Here is a 19973-nt window from a genome sequence, read left to right as displayed (position 1 = left end):
CCATGGACCCATTTCTCTACCGCGGCGCCAAGACCAGCCAGATCAGCTTCCCCCTGGGCGGGATCGGCTCGGGTTGTATCGGCCTGGCCGGCAACGGCCGCCTGATTGACTGGGAGATCTTCAACCGCCCCAACAAGGGCAGCGTCAACGGCTTTTCCCACTTCGCCATCAAGGCCGAGGCAGACGACCAGGTGCTGGATGCCCGGGTGCTTCATGGCGACCTGCCGCCACCCTACCAGGGGGAACTCCAGGGACCTCGCTTCAATTCCTTCGGCTGGGGACCCCGCCGGGAGTATCTCACCGGTTTGCCCCACTTCCGCCGCGTCGACTTCCGGGGGACTTTCCCCCTGGCTGAACTCACCTACCACCATGAAAAATTCCCCGGCCAGGTGATGCTCCGGGCCTTCAATCCCTTCATTCCCCTCAACGACCGGGATTCCAGCATCCCCGCCGCCTTTTTCGAGTTCACCGTCACCAACACGACCGACCGCCCCCTGACCTACACCCTGGCCGGGGTGTTGGCCAATCCCCTGCCGGCCAACAATCTGAACACCGTCTCCCGCCAGGAGTGGGGAGACACCCTGCACCTGACCACGGACAGCCTGACCCCAGACGCACCCGACTACGGCGACCTGACCCTGGCCACCGACGCCGGGTTGGCCGCGGACACCCACCTGAGCTGGCAGCAGTACTGGTTCCGGGGCGCCTGGTTCGACAGCCTGGAGATGTACTGGCAGGATTTCACCCGGCCCGGTACCTTCCAGAACCGGGTCTACCCGCCAGAAAAAACCGGCGACCGCAACGAGGGGCTCCTGGCCGTCCACTTTCGGCTTCAACCCGGGGAGGAGCGGGCCATCCGCTTTGTCATTGCCTGGAATTTCCCCAACTGCCGCAACTACTGGAACCCCGCCCGGGCCCAGGCGCCGGGCTGGAAAAACTACTACGCCACCCTCTGGCCCGATTCCATGGCCAGCGCGCGCTACGCCCTGGAGGAGTGGGATCGCCTCTGGAGCGAGACCCGGCGCTTCCAGGAGGCCCTCTTCGCCTCCACCCTGCCGCCGGCCGCGCTGGACGCCATCTCCGCCAATCTGGCTATCCTCAAGTCGCCCACGGTGCTGCGCCTGGAGGACGGCACCTTCTATGGCTGGGAAGGCTGCCACCCCGACGCCGGCTGCTGCGAAGGGAGTTGTACCCACGTCTGGAACTACGCCCAGGCCCTGCCCTTCCTCTTTCCCAGGCTGGAACGTTCCATGCGGGAGGCCGACTACCGCTACAACCTGCGGGAGGACGGCGGCATGCCCTTCCGCCTCCAGCTTCCCCTGGGCTCCGGCCAGTGGCACTTCCGCCCCTGTGCCGACGGTCAGTTCGGTGGCGTGCTCAAAACCTACCGGGATTGGAAGATCTGCGGCGACGACGAGTGGCTGCGCAGCCTCTGGCCCGCAGTCAAACGCTCCATCGAATACGCCTGGCATCCGGACAACCCGGACCGCTGGGACCCGGACAAGACGGGCGTGCTCTGGGGGCGGCAGCATCACACCCTGGACATGGAGCTCTTCGGCCCCAATTCCTGGCTCACCAGCATGTACCTGGCCGCCCTGAAGGCGGGCGCGGAGATGGCCGAATACCTGGGCGAGGCGGAGACCGCGGCGGAGTACCGGGCCATCTTTGCCCGGGGCAAGGCGTGGACCGACGCCAACCTCTTCAACGGCGAGTACTACATCCAGCGCATCAACCTTAAAGATCGCTCCCTCCTGGAGCCATATCTGACTGACAGCGCGGTGCTCCAGGGCGGCAACGTGTTGGATGCCTACTGGAACGAGGAGAAGCAGGAGATCAAATATCAGATCGGGGAAGGTTCCAGCATCGACCAGGTGTTGGGCCAGTGGCACGCCTCCCTCTACGGCCTGGGCGAGGTGCTGGATCCGGAACAGGTGAAGCAGGCCAACCGGGCCATCTTCAAGTACAACTTCATCCCAGTCATGGGCGAGGTCTACAACCCGTGCCGCATCTACTGCCTCAACGACGAAGGCGGGCTGGTCATCTGCGCCTGGCCCGAGGGCGCCCAGAAGCCCGCCATCCCCGCGCCCTATGCCCAGGAGACCATGAACGGCTTCGAATACGCGGCCGCCAGCCACATGATCTTGAACGGGCTGGTGGAAGAAGGCATGACCGCGGTGGAGGCCCTGCGCCGGCGCTACGATGGCGAGCGCCGTAACCCCTGGAACGAGTTCGAGTGCGGCAGCAACTACGCCCGCTCCATGGCCTCCTATGCCCTGCTGCTGGCCTTCGCCGGCTTCCAATTTGACCTGGTGCATGGCCGCCTGGGCTTCCATCCGGTCCAGACCCGGGATGGCCATTTCCGCAGTTTCTGGTCCCTGGATTCCGGCTGGGGTGAGTTCGAACAGACGCCGGGCCGGGTCGAGCTCCGGGTGCTGTACGGCCACTTGCCCTTGCGGGAACTGGCGCTCTCCTTCCTGGCCCATGCCACGGCAGAGGCCGTCCACGTGGATGGCCGTCCCGTGGCCTTCCGGCAGGAGGGCAACACCCTCCACCTGGCCGATGCAATTCACCTGGAAGCAGGGCAGGTGTTGGAGGTGATTGCTTAATCAGTGGGGATGGTTACGTCGGCGCTCATGCCCCAGCGCAGGCCCGGCGGCGGGTTCTCCAATTCCAGCAGCACCGGATAGACCACGTCGCCGCCAATCACGGTGGCCTCAGGCGCGATGCGGACCACCCGGGCGGGGATCTCTGTGTTTAAAGCCTCCACGAAGACGGTGGCCGCCTGGCCCACGGTCACCCGGGCCACGTCCCGCTCGCTCAGGTCCGTGGTCTCCACCTGCAGGTGGTCCAGGTCCGCCAGGGTGAGGATGGGCTGGCCAGGCTGGACCACCTCGCCGACACTCACGTGGATGCTGGTGACGGTGCCGGCGAAGGGCGCGCGCAGCCGGGTGTTGGCCAGTTCGGCCTGGGCCCGGGCCAGGGCCGCTTCGGCCTCGGCCACCTCCGCGGCCGCCTGGGCCTGGGCCTGGGCCCGGTAGAGGGCTGCCTGGGCCTGGGAGACGGCCGCCGCCGCGGCGGCGTCGTCCAGGGTGACCAGCACCGCGCCGGCCTCCACCCGGTCGCCCACCTCCACGGCCACCTGCTGGACTCGCCCGGCCGTCACAAAGCTCAACACCGCGTGCCGGGCCGGCACCACCTTCCCCGATGCCCGTACCGTGGTGCTGCCCACAGGCGGCAGCACCACGCCTCCCTGGCCACTGGCTGGCAGGGCTGTGGTCCCCGGTGTGTTGGCCACGGGCGCCGCCTGCTCGGGAGTCCGCTGGCTGCGGCAGCCTGCCAGCAACAGAAGCAGGGCCAGTAGCACCAGCCCACTCACCTTGTTGGACATCAGACGCCCGCCCCCTCCTGGGCCAGGACCGTCGGGGATTTCTCTTTCCCGTCGCCGGCCACCTCGCTGTCCTCCACGATGCGGCCATCCACCAGCCGAACCATCCGCCGGGCATAGGCCATCACCCGGGGGTCGTGGGTGGAGAATACGAAAGCGGTGCCAGTTTCCCGGTTTAACCGCTCCATGATGGCCATGGCCTGCTCGCCGCTGGCCGTGTCCAGGTTGGCCGTGGGCTCGTCGGCCAGGACGATGATGGGGCGTTTGACCAGGGCCCGGGCGATGGCGACCCGCTGCTGTTGGCCGCCGCTCATCTGGTCGGGGCGGTGGTGGGCCCGGTCGGCCAGCCCCACCGCGTCCAACATGGCCATCACTCGCTCCCGCCGCTCCCGGGCATCCAGGCCGCTGAGCAACAGGGGCAGCTCCACATTTTCGTACGCGGTGAGCACCGGCACCAGTGCAAAAAATTGGAAGATGAAGCCGATCTCCTGCCGCCGGATGTCGGCCCGTTGGTCCGCGCCCAGGCGGGTGACGTCCTGGCCGTTTACGTAGACCGTACCGCTGTCGGGCCGGTCCAGGCAGCCCATGATCTGCAACAGCGTGGTCTTGCCGGAGCCAGACGGCCCCACCAGGGCGGTGAACTCACCGGCGGCGATCTCCAGGGTGATGCCGCTGAGGGCCCGGGTCTCTACTTCGCCGATCTTGTAAGTCTTGGTGACGTCGATCACTTGAATCATGTTCATCATGGTGCTCCTGCATAGGGTGCCGATGTCCGGCCATGTCTGTCGGTCAACAAAGGGTGCGCCTGGTCCTAGAGTCCGAAGTCCGTAGGTCACGCATCCTTGCGTGACAGCGGTAGAGATCCCTGTCCGGCTGGTACACACGAGTTCGAAGTTCGGAGTCTGAAGTCCAGAGTCCGGAGTCCGTAGGTCACGCATCCTTGCGTGACAGCGGTACAGGATCCCTCTCCCGGTTCTAGAGGGCCCGCAGGGCTTCCGCCGGCTCCTGCCGGGCCGCGAACCAGGCGGGATAGAGGGACGCCAGCAGGATGATGGCCAGCGTCCACAACGAGAGCCAGGCAAACAGGCCCGGGGCAAAACGCCCGTGGATGGTGGTGCCGATGGGGATGCCGCCGGCAGCTGCGGCGATCTCGTCGCCCAGGGGAATGCCCACCGTGGCCAGGTAGGCCACGCCGGCGGATCCAAGCACTGCGCCCACCACGATGCCGCCGATGCCCAGGATCGCAGCCTCCAGCAGGAAGATGAGCATGATCTGGCGACTCTTCATGCCCAGCGCAGCCAGGATGCCCATTTCCCGGATGCGCTCGAAGGCGGCCATGAGCAGGGTGTTGGCGATGACCACGGCCACCACCAGCATGACGATGGCGTCCAGGATGTAGTAAAAGCCCAGGCCGGTCTCCATCAGTTGCAAGAAGACCTGGTTCAGCTCGCGCCAGGTCAGGGTGGTGAGCCCGGGCTGCTGCAGTTGGGCAGCCACCCGGGGCGCATCTGACTGGCGGTGGAGCATGATGACGATGGCGCTGGCGTGATTGTCGGTGCGGGTCAGGGCCTGGGCCCGGGCCAGGGGCATGAGCACGCTGTTTTCGTCATAGGCGGGGACGCCGGTGGCGAAGATACCCCGCACGGTGAAGATGACCTCGTCGGGCTGGCCGTCCGCGTTGACCACCGCCAGGCTCACATCCTGGCCCACGGCGATGTTCAGATCCCGGGCCAGTTTCTGGCCGATGAGGATGCCGCCCCGGTCATCGGCCGCCAGGTAGCTGCCGGCGACCAGGGATTCCCGCAGGGGATCGTAGAGCCCGGCCTCTGGCTGGATGCCGTAGAGGCGCAGCCCCACCGAATCCTCCCGGGTGTTGAGGATGGCCGTCGCCCAGAGCACCGGCGCGGCCGACTTGACCTCCGGCAGCGCCGCCGCCTGGGCGGCCAGGCTCTCCGGCTCGTCCAGCAGATCCTCCCATTTCAGGGGCAGTTTTTCTTCCTGGTAGGAAGCCGCCCGGATCTGGACGTGGCCGGTCTGGAGGCGGATGGCGTTTTGGAGCGTCTCCTCGATGACGCCTGTCTGGTAGCCGTTCAGCAGGATGAGGAGGCCCAGCCCCAAGGCCACGGCCATCAAGGAAAAGAAGGAGCGCCGTCGGTTGCGGCCCAGATCCCGATAGGCGATGAGCCAAAGTTTGCTGAGTGCCATGATGGATTCTCCGTCACAAATGCGGCCCCAGATGCGCCGCGCGTTGCAGACCTGGCGTTTCCGCTTAGAGATGGTGCAGGGCCCGGGCCGGCTCCTGGCGTGCGGCCTGCCAGGCAGGGTAGAGCGCGGCCAGGGCCGCGATGATGGCCACCATGAGCCCCCGACTGAGGATGCCTGGCAGCGAGAAGCTGAAGTAGATGCGGGTGGCCATGAGCGCGCCGATTTCGCCCATGCCGGATGCGAAGGAAAAGTCGAGGCCACCCATCTGGTTCAGTGCCACCAGCACCAGGGTGCCCAGCCCACAGCCCACTACTGCGCCGACCACCCCGATCAGGGTGCCCTCCCACAGGAAGAGGGTCATGATCTGGCGGCCCTTCATGCCGATGGCGGCCAGAACGCCCATCTCCCGGGTGCGTTCGAAGACGGCCATGAGCATGAGGTTGAGGATGCCGATGGCGGCGATCAGGATGACGGTGAAGGCGAAGAAGCTACTCACCGCCGCCTTGATATCCATGGTCTGGCGCAGCTCCGGGCGCAGGGTGGCCCAGGAGTCCACCTCCAGTTCGGGGAAGGCGCGCCGGAGTGCGGCCACCACCTCCTGCTCCTGGCCGACCTTCTGCAGGCCGATGGTCACTTCGGTGACCCGGTCCCGCAGGTTGTAGAGGGTCTGGGCCTCCTCCAGGGTGATGAAGACCGAGAGCTTTTCCGCCTCGGCCATGCCCAGGTCGTAGATGCCCACGATGGTCATGGTGCGCTGGCGCATGGTCCCGGAGAGGCTCTTTCCTACCAGGGTGATCCGGTCGCCCACGCCCACCTGCAGCAGGTCGGCCAGCGCTCGGCCGATGACCACCGCGTCGCCGTCATCGGGCAGCAGGTAACGGCCCTCGGCGATATGTTCGGCCTGCAGGCTGTAGGAGGCCTCCACCGTCGGTTCCACTCCCGTGATGGCCACGGCGTAGGTGCCTTCCCGGCTGCTGACCATGCCCACCGTGTTGATGCGTTTGGCGGCGAAGGTCACCTGGGGTTGGGCGCGGGCCGTCTGCACCACCAGGTCGGCGTTCTCCAGGGGCAACATGGGAAGGCGGGTGGCCTTCTCCCGGAAGCCCACGGCGTGGATCTGGATGTTGCCGCCGTAGAGGCGCACTGCGTTGCCAAAGATGGCCTGGTCGGAGCCGGCGATGAGGCCGTCCATGAAGAGCAGCAGGATCAGGCCCAGGACGATGGCGATCACGGCGATGGTGGTGCGGCGCCAGTTGCGCCACATGTTGCGCCAGGCGAGTCGGATCTCGGCCAGGCGATAGGGCACCCCGGCCCGTCCCAGGACCGGCGCGGGCAGGGCCCGTTCCCGGGCCACATCAAACGATTTGCTCATGACATGACCTCCTCGGAGACAGGCTGGTCCGTCGATGTCGGGGCGGGCGGCGCGGGCGCCAGACCCCGCTCTAAAATGTTCAATGCCTGGTGATACAACGTCAGGATCTCTTCACGGATAAACAGGGGCTGATCTTCTTGCTCTCCGCCGATATGTTCAGCAATGTAGCCTATTAAGGTTTGGTTCAGGGAAGTGAAGATGATCTCAAAGATGGAGGCGACGAGATCCGGGTTGAGGTCTTGTCGAATGTCGCCCTGTTCCTGCCCCAGCGCCACCAGGCGTCGGTAGAAGGCCATGGATTCCTGTCGCACCTGGGATTGGAGCCAGGATTGGACGGCCTGGGGGAGGGTGTGGGGGGCGGCATAGGCGCGGTAGCCCAGACGAACCAGTTCCGGATAGCGCAGCTCAAAATGGAGCGCGTTTTCGACCACCCAGTAGAGATACCTGAAGATGCCGACATGCTCTGGATCTGGATGGTCGAGGGAAAACATGGCTTTTTTCTTTTCGGCCAGCAATTCGAGCAGGTGTATATAGAGATCTTCCTTGTTCTCGAAGTACTGGTAGAAGCTGCCCTTGGCGATGCCGGCCCGGGCGACCAGGCGGGAAATGGAGACGCTGCCGTAGTCGTGATTGGCGAACTCGTCGATGGCCACGTCCAGGATCTGCTGGCGTTTCTCCTCGGGCAGGTTGAAGAAGGTTTCCTTGGGCATCTGGGTTCCTGGTTTTCGTTGACAAGCGATGGACGGCAATGTGACCGGCCAGTCATATGACCGGATGGTCACATTGTCGCGCAGAACGGGGGGCTTGTCAAGGGGAACGAAAAAACAGTTCTTCTCCTTTTTTGCAGCGAAGGATGGGGTGGGAGGAAACGGTGAAGTCAGAGAAAGAAAGGGGTGACCCTTTCCCAGGCCACCCCCAGGGAGACCGCGCCCCAGGCCTACTGGATATTCTCCTGGAGGGCCTGGAGCGCGGCGGCTTTGTCGTGCGCCCGGATGGCATCCAGGATGCGCCTGTGCTCGTGGTAGCTGTCCATCAGGTCGGTGAAGCGGTTGTACTGCATCAACATGCGCAAGGCGATGGGCTGCCACAGGATCAGGAGGCCCTCGTCGTCGTGACTCTGGATGATGGCCCGGTGGAAGCGCAGATCCTGCTCCACCAGGCTGCGCAGGTCATTCCGCTCGCACGCCCGCCGCATCTCCTCCAGGATCTCCTCCCAGGCGGCCAGGTCGGCCTCGGTAATCCGCTCAAAAATATTTTCCAGGACGAAAAGTTCGATCTTCCGGCGCAGCTCCGCGATGAGGGGCCGCACCTTGGGGCTGGGCAACTGGGCCACCCGCACGCCCTTGTTGGGCTCCAGGGTAAGCAGCCCCTGCTCCGTCAGTTGCCGAAACGCCTCCCGGATGGGGCCGCGGCTGACGCCAAATTCGCTGGAAAGGTCCTGCTCCCGGAGGGGCTGGCCCGGCTGGAGGATGCCCAGCAGGATATCCTGCTGGAGTCGCGCTGCAATCTGTTCGGGAATGCTCCGATAGATGGTAATATGGCTCATGTCGGTTCTGTGGAATCTGTGGATCGAATGAAATCTGCAAAGATGATGGGTTGCATTTCTCCGTATATATTCGTATATATTTCTCCGTATTGAAGCACAGAAATGGGACAAAGACAAGGCGTAAATTGTCATTTGTTAACAATGTTTGTTTGACAACACCCTGGGGATCGGGTAAAGTGAAAAGACTGCCGGCCCGTGCGGCCAGGTAGGATCCCATTCAACCGTGATACATCCATCCGCCCGATGACGAGGCCTCGCTGGGGCAGGAAATCGGTTGGAAACGGATTCAAGCCGGGTGCCATCCGCCCCGGGGAGTGCGTTTTAACGCACTTGAGGTGCGCCAGCCGATGATTTTAATCATCGGCCCAAGGCCGGCCACGATCTCATGCAGAGCTACCTGCAGCCAGGCCGGCGACCCAATTCCACGCCAATCACCCGAAATCAGCCAGGAACAGCCCAAGCCTATCTCTGACCACGCCCGCATAACGCATAAAATGGGAGTTACCATGAAGATCGCCGACCTGCAAATCCTGCGCATGGCCGCGTCCCACGCGGCCGCCACCAACTGGACCTTCGTCAAAATTTACACCGACACCGGCCTCTACGGCATCGGCGAAGCCAGCGCCCAGTACAAGGACGAGGCCCTGATGGCCGAGCTTCAGGCCTTCAAGCGCTTTCTCATCGGCAAAGATCCCTTTCAGATTGAACACATCTGGACCTCCCTCCATCGCCGGGTGACCTGGACCGGCGGCCCGGTGACCATGAGCGCCATCAGCGCCATCGACCTGGCCCTGTGGGACATCAAGGGCAAGGCGCTGGGAGTGCCGGTCTACGAGCTCCTGGGCGGGAAGGTGCGGGAGACGGTTCCCCTCTACGCCAACGGCTGGTTTGCCGGCGCCGATTCGCCGGAGGAGTACGCCCGTCAGGCGGCGAAGACGGTGGCCCAGGGCTACCGCTGCGTGAAGCTCTACCCCTTCCGGGGCGCCCAGGTCATCACGCCAGAGCGGCTGGAGCTGGGCGTGGCCCGGGTGGCCGCCGTGCGGGAAGCCGTGGGTCCCCATTGCGAGATCGGCGTGGACATCCGCGGGCGTCTGAACATCTGGAGTGCCCGCCGGGTCGCCCAGAAGCTGGAACCCTACGACATCGCCTGGCTGGAAGAGCCCATCCTCTTCGACAACGTGGATGCCATGGCCGCCCTGGCCCACAGCGTGCGGGTGCCCGTGGCCACCGGCGAACAGCTCTACACCCGCTGGGAGTTCCGCAGCCTGCTGGAGAAGAACGCGGTGGGCATCATCCAGCCCGACATCTGCCACGCCGGCGGCATGTCTGAGCTGAAAAAGATCGCCACCGCGGCCGAGACCTACTACGTGACCGTGGCGCCCCACAACTCCAACGGTCCCATCTCCACCGTGGCCAGCCTACACCTGGACATCAACATCCCCAACGGCTTCATGCAGGAGCTCTTCATCAACCACCTGGACCGGTACAATGAGGTCCTGGACCGACCGCTCCAGATCGTGGATGGCGCCTGCATCGTGCCCGACGGGCCCGGTTGGGGGGTGGATCTGCGGGAGGAGGTGATACGCCGCTATCCTCCCCTGGACTTTACTCCGGTGGAATCGGAGCCTTATCGGGACTTTTTCTAGGCAGAGCGCCCCGGCCAGGGCGATCCATGGTCGGGCACAGGGCGGGCCGGCGGCAATATTATTGCCGCCGGCCTGTTTTTTTGATGGGGGATCTGGGCCGGTCTCATACTCATTCCTTTTCGTCTGGCTGCTCCCTTCACCCGGATAGTAGCTCTCCGCAGCTACCCAGATTGCATCGCCGGCGCTGGTGCCGCTCAGGGTATACGGGCGGTGCCAGGATTCTCTGTGGCAGGCGTTGGGCTGATTGTGGGGGGCTGGCAGTCTGTGGCCACAGGCCTTATCGCAAGATCAGAAATAAGAGGCAGGCAAAGGAGACGGCGGTCATGATGAGGAGGAACAGAAGAATGCGGTCGATCTTTTCCATGGTTATCTATCCATGGGGCAACCTGGCTGCTCGGGTAAAGACAGGGGCCGCTTCAGATATCGGTCTATTCCAGGGTTAGGCTCCAGGATGAGCCTGAGGGATCATACCACGGGGCCAAGCACCCCAGTCTTTAGTGCCACCTCAAGCAATCCTAAATTTCTCCTAAGTGTGCATGCCAGGTGCCAAAGAGCATCCAGAATCGGGCACAGCTGGCCAACGAGTGGACTGGCCACAGGAGCCCGGCCACTTAGACATTCCTTAGGTTACCCTCAGAGTCTGTTAAAGATGCCAGGAGCTGCCCCATGCTATTCTCTTGCCTGAGAGAATCGTTTATCCAGCAAACCCTGGATAACGCGTATAGTCATGAAAGTCATTGGATATGAAGAAAGGAAATGAAAACAGTGAAACGGTTTATGGGAGAGTTCTACAAAGTCCCGAAAATCGCTTTGGGTAGCCTGTTTTTGGCTTTGATGTTGCTCGCGCTGCCCCTGGCTGTTCTGGCCGACAATTTGATCAACGACGTAATTGTTGGAGGGAACGATACCATCGTGGCCGGCGGTAACACCACCGTTTCCTATCGGATCAACGCAACGGGCGGTGACGGCCAGCCGGGCTGTAATGCCAGCGATGGTACCCCTGCCACGATTACATTGAACATTCCGCCCGGTGTGACGGCGTCCGCCAACACGCTGGTATTCACCCAATGCAATGTCTTCCAACCGGTCACCTTCAGCGCCAGCGTGCCGGGCAACTACGCCATTACTGTTGCCAACATTGCCGATCCCGGTCCCGGCACCTACAGAAATCAGGCGGACTTTACGCTGCATGTGTTGCCTCCGCCTGACAGTACGCCCCCTGTCATCAGCGCCCAGGTGGTGGGGACCCTGGGCAACAATGGATGGTATGTCAGCGACGTGCAGGTAAGCTGGATCGTCATCGATCCAGAGTCCGCCATCTCCTCCATGAGCGGGTGCGATCCGGCCACCATCAATGTGGATACAGCCGGTCAGACGTTCACATGCACGGCTACCAGCGCTGGTGGAACGGCTTCCCAGTCGGTGACCATCATGCGGGATGCCACGGCACCGACCATCTCTGGTTCGGCTTCGCCAGGACCCAATGGCAACGGCTGGAATAACAGTGATGTTACCGTCTCTTTCATCTGTGGGGATAATCTGTCGGGTGTGGCATCTTGTGGGCCCGATCAGCTTTTGAGCAGTGAAGGTGCAGGCCAATCGGTGGTGGGAACCGCGGTGGATCATGCGGGGAACAGCGCATCGGCCGTGGTGGGTGGCATCAACATCGACAAAACCCCGCCCGCGGTGACGGTCACCGGTGTCTCCCAGGGTGCCTTCTACTACGCTGGTGCCGTCCCCACAGTTGGCTGTGGTACCAGTGATACCCTGTCCGGCGTGGCAGTGCCGGCCACGTTGAGTATCACTGGAGGCAATGGTAACGTGGGCACATTTACCGCCACGTGCGCCGGTGCCCTGGACTATGCGGGCAATGGCAGTTCGGCCAGTGTCACGTACAGCGTCATCTACAACTGGAACGGCTTCTTCCAGCCTGTGGACAACCTGCCTACTCTGAACAGGGTGAAAGCGGGCAGCGCCATCCCCGTCAAGTTCAGCCTGGGCGGAAATCAGGGGTTGGCCATCTTTGCCCCAGGCTACCCAAAGTCCCAGATTATCGACTGCCAGACGGGTACCTTCGTCTCCGACATTGAGGAGACCGTCACTGCTGGCCAGAGCATGCTGAGCTACGAACCCAGCAAAGACATGTACGTCTATGCCTGGAAGACGGACCGAAGTTGGGGAGGGACCTGCCGGCAGTTGATTGTTCTGTTGAATGATGGGACTGCTGCCAAACTGGCCAACTTTAACTTCACAAGATAACACCGAATCGCCTTGCGATGTGGTGCCCATGAAACTGCAGGTCCAGTGTCCATGCCGGATCTGCAGTCTGAAGGGGGAGTCTGCCTCGAGGCAGACTCCCCCTTCGCGTTATCCAGGGCTGAACAGCTCGTATCTGATGGCCTCTCTAGCGGCTTTATGTCAAGGGCAGGGAAATGGTAAAGGTGCTCCCGTGGCCAGGCGTGCTCTCAACCTGGATCTGTCCACCATGGGCCCGCACCCATTCCCTGGCGATGGCCAACCCCAGGCCCATCCCCGGTTGGTAGTGATGCTCCGAAGGCCACCGGTAAAACGGTTCAAAGATCCGATCCTGTTCGGCCGATGGAATCCCCGGTCCCGTGTCCCGCACCTGAATGTTGACCATGTCCCTTTCGCTGTGTACGATGACTGCAATGGCCCCCCCAGGGGGAGTGTACTTGACCGCATTGCTCAGCAGATTGCCCAGAGCCTGGCCCAGACGGACTGGATCGATGGTCACCGTTGGCAGCGAGGCTGGCTGGTGTACTTGCCAGCTGATGCCCTTGCGTCTGGCTGCCTCCTCCCACGGGGCCAGGACAGTCCCCAGCCAGTCTGTCAGCCTGGTGGATCGCAGTTGCAGCCTTCGCAGCTCGTTCTCCTTCCGGGCGTACACCTCAGCCAACTCCTCCAGAAGTTGTTCCAGATGTTGAAGCTCTGTATCCACCCCGGCCAACAGGGCTTTGCGGCGCTCCGGGGCGGCCCCTGCACCTCCCTGGAGCGCATCCACCGCGGAGCGGAGTGCACCTAGAGGACGGCCGATTTCGTGTACCAGATTGGCCACCAGTTGACGACGACTGGCTTCCAGGGTCTGTAGCCGATCCACCAGGGAATTGAAGGTGCGGACCAGCGTCCGCAGTTCGGTCGGCTGCGGTTCTGGCAGGGCGACCAGGGCGTCTCCGCTGGCCATCCGGCCGATTTGCTGACTGAGCTCCTGCATCGGCGCTTCCACAAAGTGGGCCAGCACCAGGCCGATCAGAACACCCAGGAACAATCCAGGGAGCAGGGCCCAGAACACGAACGTGCGCAGTCGCTGAAAGCGGGGGTAAACCGGTCCCAGTCGTTGAGTCAGATGAATGGCGCCAACCACGCCCCCTGGCTGAAAAACAGGAACGATCACTTCCACGATTTCCTCGCCCGGGTTCTGGCTGTAGTTGACCATGACCTGTCGCTTGCCCAGCTGAAGGAGCTCCACATTCACTTCACTGCTGCCGGAGGCACTTGGCCTTGCCTCACCGGTATCGCTGGAAGCCAGAATGGTCCCATCGGGCCGTAGGAGGGAGAGGTTCGCGGTCAGGTGGCGACTGAAGCGGTTGACAAAGGATTGGGCCAGCCCCGCTTCGGACCACAGGTCGGGTGAATCCTGCAACACCTCAGCCAGAACAGTGGCCTGCCGTTCCAACTGGGTCGACAGATTGATCAGAAGGATCTGCCTTTCCAGGACGTAGATAAGCACCAGGGCCATCAACGGAGTGACCAGCAGCAGGGGAAGGGTGTGGCTGAGGATGAAGCGCCTGCGCAGGGTGTTCATGGATCTTGGGGGATCAGTTTGTACCCAGCTCCGCGGACATTGACGATCCGTCGAGGGTGTCCCGGGTCAGCTTCCAGTTTGTTGCGTAGTTCCCGCATGTAGACATAGATGATCTGAGGCTCACCCATGTAGTGTTCACCCCAAACCTGATTCAACAGTTCATCCACAGAAAACACCCGATTGGGCGCCTTCATGAGCAGGTGGAGCAGCCGGAACTCCAGGGGCGAGAGGGTAACCGGCTGCCCGCGGAGGGTCACCGTGTGTGCCTCGGGGTCCAGTTCCAGATCGCCGGCTATGATCGCCCGGCTATCCCCAGAAGCGGGCCGTGGTCGCTGGGTTCGACGCAGAACCATGCGTATACGCGTCAAGAGTACCTCTTTGTGGAAGGGTTTGGTGATGTAATCCTCCGCCCCCAGTTCCAGCCCCAGCACTTCGTCCAGTTCACGGCGCCGTGCCGTAAGAAAAATGACCGGGAAGCGATCACGTAACAGACGAAGCAGGGAGAGCCCATCCATGTCGGGCAGGCCTACGTCCAGTAGGATCAGGTCGGGCCGCTCTATTTCAATTTGGGCAAGGGCCTGACGGGCGTTGGCCGCTGTTCGCACCTGGTAGCCGGCCTCTTCCAGGTTGAACTCTAGGCTCTGGCGCAGCAGTGGATCATCATCCACCACAAGGATTTTCGTCATTTCCATGGGTTCACGTTGGGTAGCAACGAGGGCGGATATAACAGACGTGAAAAGGGTTGCAGTGGGGTGGGCTGTCCAGTTGTTCCGGCGGGGGCTCGCCAGAATGATGCCGATTCCATCAGGATTATACCTGGAGATTGGCACCCGGTTGATTACAAAATCCTGTCAAAATCCAGTCTGGGCTTCGTGATTCCTTTGCAGCCTGGCCAGAAACAAGTACAATGGAGCCGGAACCCTTCATCCGCCGTTCAAGAACCATCAACAACCATCAGCAACCTTTCCAGGATCGTCAGCGATTCGCTTCCATCCAACCCTCAACCGCCAAGGAGGTAATCATGGCCGATAAGCTGCGCGTGGGTGTGTTGGGCCTCACCCACGACCACATCTGGGGCAACCTGCGGGATCTGAACGCCTCTCCCCTGGGCGAACTGGTGGCCGCGGCCGACCCCAATCAGGAGCTGTTGGACAAGGTCCAGGCCGAGCACGGCGCCGGCCAGGTCTTCCTGTCCTATGAAGAAATGCTGGATTCGGTGGAACTGGACGCGGTCTATGTCTTCAGCGACAACGCCACCGGGGCCGAGCTGGCGGTCATGGCGGCCGAGCGAGGCCTGCACGTGATGGTGGAAAAGCCCATGGCTGCCGATCTGGAAGGCGCGGTGCAGATGCTGGCGGCAGCCCGTCAGGCCGGGGTGAAGCTCATGGTCAACTGGCCCTTCGCCTGGTGGCCCCAGCTCCAGAAGGCCCTGGAGATGGCCCGCAGCGGCGCCATCGGCCAGGTCTTCAGCACCAAGTATCGCTCCGCCCACGCCGGCCCCAAGGAGCTGGGCTGCACCCCCTACTTCTACAACTGGCTCCACGACGCCGACCTCAACGGCGCCGGCGCGCTCATGGACTACTGCTGCTACGGCGCTGCCCTGGCCCGCACCGTCCTGGGCCAGCCCAGCCGGGTCACCGGCGTGGTCGGCCACCTGCTCAAGGATTACGTCACCGTGGACGACAACGCGGTCATCGTCATGCAGTGGCCCCGGGCCATCGCCATCACAGAAGCCTCCTGGACCCAGATCGGCCATCTCACCTCCTACGTGGCCGTCCTCTACGGCAGCGAGGGAACCCTGGTGGTGGAGCCCCGCAACGGCGGCCGCCTGCTGCTGGCCGACCGGGAACACGAGGACGGCGTGGAGATCGAGGTGCCCCCGTCCCCCGAGGAGCTGCGCAACGCCACCGCCTACTTCCTCCACTGCATCCGCCACGACCGGCCCATCGAGGGCCTCTGCAGCCCCGAGGTCAGCCGGGACGCCCAGGAGATCCTGGAGGCAGGGCTCCTCTCTGCCAGCAGCGGTGAGGCGGTCTCGCTGCCCCTGCCGGTTTACTAGGAGGAACCCATGATTCGGATCGGGATTGTGGGCTGTGGGCGTATTCTGAACGCCCACCTGCAGGGATACAAGAAGCTGCGGGAGGCCGGCGTAGACAACTTCCGCATCACCGCGCTGGTGGCCCGCAAAGAGGAAGACGCCCTTATGTTCCGCCGCCGGGGCGAAGGGCCGCCCCCCCGCCCTCCCGTGCTGCCGCCGGAGTCGGGCGACCCCCTGGCCGCGCCCCACACCTACGTCAGCGACTTCCAGGACGACGTGGAGGTCCACGTCTACACCGACTACCGTCAGATGATCGCAGACGGCGTGGTGGACGCGGTCAATGACTTCACCACCCTGGCCCTCCACCACCAGATCGCGGAGCACGCCTTCGCCCACGGCCTCCACCTGCTCACCCAGAAGCCCCTGGCCATCTCGGTGAAGGCTGCCCGCCGCATGGTGGAGACAGCCCGGGAGCGGGGGCTGACCTTCGGCACCTTCGAGAACGTGCGCCAGGGCCGCTTCACCCGGGCCGCCCGCTGGGCGGTGGAAAAGGGGCTCATCGGCGAACCCCAGATGGCCCTCATCGGCTCCCTGGGCGGCCTCTGGTCGCCGGACAAGGTGGTGGCCGACACCCCCTGGCGACACCGCAAGCTGGAGGGTGGCGGCGGTGGCTCCATCGACATCGGCGTCCACCAGTTCCACCTGCTGCGCTACGTCTTCGGCGAGGTGGCCTGGGTCAACGCAGTGGCCCGCACCCTGGAGCCGGTGCGCTACCGGCGGGACGAGCAGGGGCATATCATCCAGGAGGTGCCGGTGGACGTGGACGACACCTACCTGGCCGTGGCCGGTTTCGAGAACGAGGCCATCGCCCAACTGCTCTGGTCCTGGGGCGGCCATGGCGCTGCCCTGGAGATTCCCGGCGCGCCCGTCTTCTGGGGCAGCGAAGGGTGCATCAAGGGAGGACAGCTCTTCGACGACGACGGCCGTGCCACCCCCTTGCTGGAGCACTTCGAGGCCAACCTGAGCCCGGAGGAGCGGGAGCGCTTCTTCCCCCTGGGCCTGACCGACCCCTTCGCCATCCAGCAGTTGGACTGGCTGCAGGCCATCGAACAGGGGCGGGATCCGGAGACCTCCGGCCAGGAAGGGCTGCACGATCTGGCCTGCGCCTTCGCCATGCTGGAGTCGTCCGTGGCCCGGCGCCAGGTGACCCTGGCCGAGGTCCTCTCGGGTGCGGTGAACGCCTACCAGGCCGAGATCGATGCCCACTACGGGCTCGCCTGGTAGATCCCGGCAGAGATTCGCCGAGCGTTTTCACCCGAGGGAGTGCGCCCAGAGGGCACCCGGAATTTCTGCCGTGACATTTACGCCAGGCTGTACTCGCCGGGGCGAAACGGCGGATGTGGCTGTATCGAGTACCAGAATTCCATCAGGTTCCCTCCCCAGCAGGAGGGTGAGGAGGCGTCAATGACGAACGGACATCAAGTCACCATGTTGGGCACCGGGCTCATCGGCATGTTTTACACCATGACCCTACACGGCCAGCGCAGCCGGGACCGGGTGGGCGTGATCTACTCCCGCACGCCGGAGCGGGCCGAAGCCTTCGCCCGGGAATGGGGCATCCCCCACTGGACCAGCGACCTGGCCGAGGCCATCAACCACCCCGAGACCGACACGGTGGTGATCGGCCTGCCCAATCACCTCCACGAAGAGCTGGTCCAAATGGCGGCGGACGCGGGCAAGGCCGTGCTCTGCACCAAGCCCCTGGGCCGCAACGCCGCCGAGGCGAAGCGCATGCTGGAGACGGTGGAGAAGGCCGGCGTCTTTGCCGGCTACCTGGAAGATCTCTGCTACACCCCCAAGACGCTGAAGGCGCTGCAGCAGGTCCAGAGCGGCGCGCTGGGGAAAATCACCTGGGCCCGCTCCCGGGAGACCCACCCCGGCCCCCATAGCGCCTGGTTCTGGGACGCCAGACTGGCCGGCGGCGGTGCCATCGTGGACCTGGGCTGCCACTGCATCGAGATCATCCGCAACTTCGTGGGCAAGGACAACCGGCCCCTGGAGGTCATGTGCTGGGCCGATACCCTGGTCCACCCCATCGAAGCCGAGGACAACGGCATCGCCCTGATCCGCTTTGAGAGCGGCGCCATCGGCCAGTTCGAGGTGAGCTGGACCTTCCGGGGCGGCATGGATCTGCGGGACGAGGTGGCCGGCACCGAGGGCACCATCTGGCTCAACCACTTCCTGCGCACCGGTTTCGAGGTCTTCACCTCGGGGCAGGGCGGCGCGTATGTGGCGGAGAAGGCCGAAACCGAGAGCGGCTGGCTCTTCCCCGTGGGCGACGAGGTGAGCGAGCTGGGCTACGTGGACATGTTCACCGACATGTTCAACGCCATGGACGAAGGCCGCCAGCCCCGGGAGACCTTCTACGATGGCTACGTGGTCAACGCCATCATGGATGCCTGCTACCGCTCCGCCCGGTCCAAACGCTGGGAGCCGGTGGAGCTGGAGATCTGGCGGGGTGGCACTGCCGAGCGCATCCAGGCCAGCGGCCGGGAGTACGACGGCCACGTGATCATCAAGCAGGAGCGCATGCCCGACGGCCGCCTGAAGATGATCTTGAAGAACAAGCAGACCGGCGAGTTCAGCGAGCGGGTGGTGAGCGACGCCTGAGGATTGACGCTCCCAGGGGCAGCGGCTTTTGCCGGCCTGCCCCCCCTTTCGGTACACTGATCCGCGGCCCGGGGGCCGTGCAGATCATCCCCTGGCCCCCGGGGCCGCCTGTTTTATATCCGTTTCATCCATCCTAGGAAGGATCTTCCTGTGTCTAAGACTTTGAAAGTGGGTGTCATCGGCGTCGGCGGCATCGCCAAGACCCACATGCCAGGCTGGGCCGCCTCGGAGCATGCAGAGGTTATCGCCGGCAGCGATGTGGTCCCCTCCGTCCTGGAAGCGTGGGGGCAGCTCCACGGCGTGACCCGGCTCTCCACCAACCCGGCGGACATCATCAACGACCCGGACATCGACATCATCGACGTCTGCACCCCCAACATGTACCACACCGAGCTGGTGGTGGCCGCGCTGGACGCGGGCAAGCATGTCATCTGCGAGAAGCCCCTGGCCCCCACCCCGGCCGACATCCGCCGCATGATCGAGGCCCGGGATCGCTCCGGTAAAATGTTGATGACCGCCCAGCATTTCCGCTTCAAGGGCAGCTCCCAGGCCATGAAGCGAGAACTGGAGACCGGCGTGCTGGGAGACATCTACCATGCCCGCAGCTGGATGCTGCGCCGGGGGTGGATCCCGGCCCGGCCCGGCTTCATCTACAAGAAAAATAGTGGCGGCGGCCCCTGCATCGACATCGGCGTCCACATTCTGGACCTGACCCTCTGGTTCATGGGCAACCCCAAGCCCGTGGCCGTGAGCGGCGTGGCCAAGGCCCCCCTGGCCCACCACGAGGGCGCCTTCAGCCAGTGGGGCGGCGTGCCGGTGCCCCAGGACATGGACGTGGAGGATTTCGCCGCGGCCTTCGTGCGCTTCGAGAACGGCGCGACCCTCATCCTGGAGGTGAGCTGGCTGCTCCACCACGACACCCCCGGCGAGGACATGCAGATGTGGCTCTACGGCACCGAGGCCGGCGCCCACTGGCCCCAGTGCAAGTTCATGGAGACCCACTACCAGACCCGGCAGTTCTCCAACCGCACCCTGCAGCTCATCAACGATACCATGGAGCCCCACGCGCTGGAATGCGTGGAGTTCGCCCGCTGCGTGGCCGAGGGGCTGCCCTCGCCCGTGCCCGCGGAACAGTCCCTCCAGGTCATGAGCATCCTGGACGGCATCTACCGCAGCCAGGCCGCCGGCCGGGAAGTCCGCCTGGAGGAGTGAGCCCGGGTGAGCCCACAACTTCTCCGGGGCCATCCAGGTTGACTGACCCACTGGAATCGACCCGTCGCAGGCTCAG

At 63.9% G+C, this 19973-nt stretch carries 15 protein-coding genes; 7 read left to right on the top strand and 8 right to left on the bottom strand.

Going from position 1 to position 19973, the window contains the following annotated elements; all coding sequences use genetic code 11:
- The first annotated feature begins 2 nt into the window (after window positions 1-2).
- A complete protein-coding gene (locus FKZ61_RS14065; protein ID WP_141610758.1) occupies window positions 3-2606 on the top strand; it encodes a GH116 family glycosyl-hydrolase in 2604 nt (867 codons plus the stop codon).
- Here FKZ61_RS14065 and FKZ61_RS14060 read toward each other — a convergent pair.
- The 6 genes from FKZ61_RS14060 to FKZ61_RS14035 form a co-directional block, all read right to left on the bottom strand.
- Window positions 2603-3388: an efflux RND transporter periplasmic adaptor subunit gene (locus FKZ61_RS14060; RefSeq protein ID WP_141610757.1), complete on the bottom strand. Its 786-nt coding sequence runs from the start codon at window positions 3386-3388 to the stop codon at window positions 2603-2605. The two genes, FKZ61_RS14065 and FKZ61_RS14060, sit on opposite strands and share 4 nt — an antisense overlap.
- Entirely contained in the window at window positions 3388-4128 is a 741-nt protein-coding gene (locus FKZ61_RS14055; RefSeq protein ID WP_141610756.1) for an ABC transporter ATP-binding protein, read from the bottom strand. Before FKZ61_RS14055 ends, FKZ61_RS14060 begins: the two co-directional genes overlap by 1 nt.
- A 232-nt stretch (window positions 4129-4360) precedes the next feature.
- Complete coding sequence (locus FKZ61_RS14050) at window positions 4361-5590, bottom strand: ABC transporter permease (protein ID WP_141610755.1); 1230 nt, start codon at window positions 5588-5590, stop codon at window positions 4361-4363.
- Between the two features lie 64 nt (window positions 5591-5654).
- Entirely contained in the window at window positions 5655-6962 is a 1308-nt protein-coding gene (locus FKZ61_RS14045) for an ABC transporter permease (protein ID WP_229964259.1), read from the bottom strand.
- The gene (locus FKZ61_RS14040; RefSeq protein WP_141610754.1) at window positions 6959-7672 is read right to left on the bottom strand and encodes a TetR/AcrR family transcriptional regulator; all 714 of its coding nucleotides are present in this window, start codon (window positions 7670-7672) and stop codon (window positions 6959-6961) included. Before FKZ61_RS14040 ends, FKZ61_RS14045 begins: the two co-directional genes overlap by 4 nt.
- Before the next feature lie 227 nt (window positions 7673-7899).
- Window positions 7900-8508: a GntR family transcriptional regulator gene (locus tag FKZ61_RS14035; RefSeq protein ID WP_170199732.1), complete on the bottom strand. Its 609-nt coding sequence runs from the start codon at window positions 8506-8508 to the stop codon at window positions 7900-7902.
- Between the two features lie 506 nt (window positions 8509-9014).
- On the opposite strand from FKZ61_RS14035, the gene dgoD reads away from it, so the two are divergent.
- Together dgoD and FKZ61_RS14025 are read left to right on the top strand one after the other, a co-directional pair.
- Window positions 9015-10154, top strand: coding sequence for a galactonate dehydratase (dgoD, locus tag FKZ61_RS14030; protein ID WP_170199730.1), 1140 nt, complete (start codon window positions 9015-9017; stop codon window positions 10152-10154).
- A 756-nt stretch (window positions 10155-10910) separates the two neighbouring features.
- Complete coding sequence (locus FKZ61_RS14025) at window positions 10911-12413, top strand: PxKF domain-containing protein (protein ID WP_141610751.1); 1503 nt, start codon at window positions 10911-10913, stop codon at window positions 12411-12413.
- Window positions 12414-12567: 154 nt separating this feature from the next.
- Here FKZ61_RS14025 and FKZ61_RS14020 read toward each other — a convergent pair whose 3' ends face one another.
- Both FKZ61_RS14020 and FKZ61_RS14015 read right to left on the bottom strand, forming a co-directional pair.
- Window positions 12568-13977 (bottom strand): sensor histidine kinase, encoded by a 1410-nt coding sequence (locus FKZ61_RS14020; RefSeq protein WP_141610750.1) that lies wholly within the window; start codon window positions 13975-13977, stop codon window positions 12568-12570.
- Window positions 13974-14663, bottom strand: coding sequence for a response regulator transcription factor (locus FKZ61_RS14015; RefSeq protein WP_170199727.1), 690 nt, complete (start codon window positions 14661-14663; stop codon window positions 13974-13976). The genes FKZ61_RS14020 and FKZ61_RS14015 overlap by 4 nt, the downstream gene beginning before the upstream one ends.
- A gap of 335 nt (window positions 14664-14998) precedes the next feature.
- Here FKZ61_RS14015 and FKZ61_RS14010 point away from each other — a divergent pair, with 335 nt between their 5' ends.
- The 4 genes from FKZ61_RS14010 to FKZ61_RS13995 all read left to right on the top strand — a co-directional run bounded on the left by FKZ61_RS14010 (window position 14999) and on the right by FKZ61_RS13995 (window position 19897).
- On the top strand, window positions 14999-16036 hold the full coding sequence (locus FKZ61_RS14010) for a Gfo/Idh/MocA family protein (RefSeq protein WP_141610748.1): 1038 nt from the start codon (window positions 14999-15001) through the stop codon (window positions 16034-16036).
- Between the two features lie 9 nt (window positions 16037-16045).
- Window positions 16046-17299, top strand: coding sequence for a Gfo/Idh/MocA family protein (locus tag FKZ61_RS14005; RefSeq protein WP_141610747.1), 1254 nt, complete (start codon window positions 16046-16048; stop codon window positions 17297-17299).
- 180 nt (window positions 17300-17479) lie between these two features.
- Complete coding sequence (locus tag FKZ61_RS14000; protein ID WP_141610746.1) at window positions 17480-18685, top strand: Gfo/Idh/MocA family protein; 1206 nt, start codon at window positions 17480-17482, stop codon at window positions 18683-18685.
- Window positions 18686-18835: 150 nt separating this feature from the next.
- The gene (locus FKZ61_RS13995; protein WP_141610745.1) at window positions 18836-19897 is read left to right on the top strand and encodes a Gfo/Idh/MocA family protein; all 1062 of its coding nucleotides are present in this window, start codon (window positions 18836-18838) and stop codon (window positions 19895-19897) included.
- Window positions 19898-19973: the final 76 nt, after the last annotated feature.

Source organism: Litorilinea aerophila (assembly GCF_006569185.2).
GTDB lineage: Bacteria > Chloroflexota > Anaerolineae > Caldilineales > Caldilineaceae > Litorilinea > Litorilinea aerophila.
The sequence above is the reverse complement of the archived record's forward strand: the minus strand, read 5'-3'. Positions and strand labels throughout refer to the sequence as shown.

What these genes read in the sequence shown, in the direction of transcription:
- FKZ61_RS14065 (WP_141610758.1), top strand. Translation starts at nt 3, where the DNA reads ATGGACCCATTTCTCTACCGCGGCGCCAAGACCAGCCAGATCAGCTTC.
- FKZ61_RS14060 (WP_141610757.1), bottom strand. Translation starts at nt 3,388, where the DNA reads ATGTCCAACAAGGTGAGTGGGCTGGTGCTACTGGCCCTGCTTCTGTTG.
- FKZ61_RS14055 (WP_141610756.1), bottom strand. Translation starts at nt 4,128, where the DNA reads ATGAACATGATTCAAGTGATCGACGTCACCAAGACTTACAAGATCGGC.
- FKZ61_RS14050 (WP_141610755.1), bottom strand. Translation starts at nt 5,590, where the DNA reads ATGGCACTCAGCAAACTTTGGCTCATCGCCTATCGGGATCTGGGCCGC.
- FKZ61_RS14045 (WP_229964259.1), bottom strand. Translation starts at nt 6,962, where the DNA reads ATGAGCAAATCGTTTGATGTGGCCCGGGAACGGGCCCTGCCCGCGCCG.
- FKZ61_RS14040 (WP_141610754.1), bottom strand. Translation starts at nt 7,672, where the DNA reads ATGCCCAAGGAAACCTTCTTCAACCTGCCCGAGGAGAAACGCCAGCAG.
- FKZ61_RS14035 (WP_170199732.1), bottom strand. Translation starts at nt 8,508, where the DNA reads ATGAGCCATATTACCATCTATCGGAGCATTCCCGAACAGATTGCAGCG.
- dgoD (WP_170199730.1), top strand. Translation starts at nt 9,015, where the DNA reads ATGAAGATCGCCGACCTGCAAATCCTGCGCATGGCCGCGTCCCACGCG.
- FKZ61_RS14025 (WP_141610751.1), top strand. Translation starts at nt 10,911, where the DNA reads ATGAAAACAGTGAAACGGTTTATGGGAGAGTTCTACAAAGTCCCGAAA.
- FKZ61_RS14020 (WP_141610750.1), bottom strand. Translation starts at nt 13,977, where the DNA reads ATGAACACCCTGCGCAGGCGCTTCATCCTCAGCCACACCCTTCCCCTG.
- FKZ61_RS14015 (WP_170199727.1), bottom strand. Translation starts at nt 14,663, where the DNA reads ATGACGAAAATCCTTGTGGTGGATGATGATCCACTGCTGCGCCAGAGC.
- FKZ61_RS14010 (WP_141610748.1), top strand. Translation starts at nt 14,999, where the DNA reads ATGGCCGATAAGCTGCGCGTGGGTGTGTTGGGCCTCACCCACGACCAC.
- FKZ61_RS14005 (WP_141610747.1), top strand. Translation starts at nt 16,046, where the DNA reads ATGATTCGGATCGGGATTGTGGGCTGTGGGCGTATTCTGAACGCCCAC.
- FKZ61_RS14000 (WP_141610746.1), top strand. Translation starts at nt 17,480, where the DNA reads ATGACGAACGGACATCAAGTCACCATGTTGGGCACCGGGCTCATCGGC.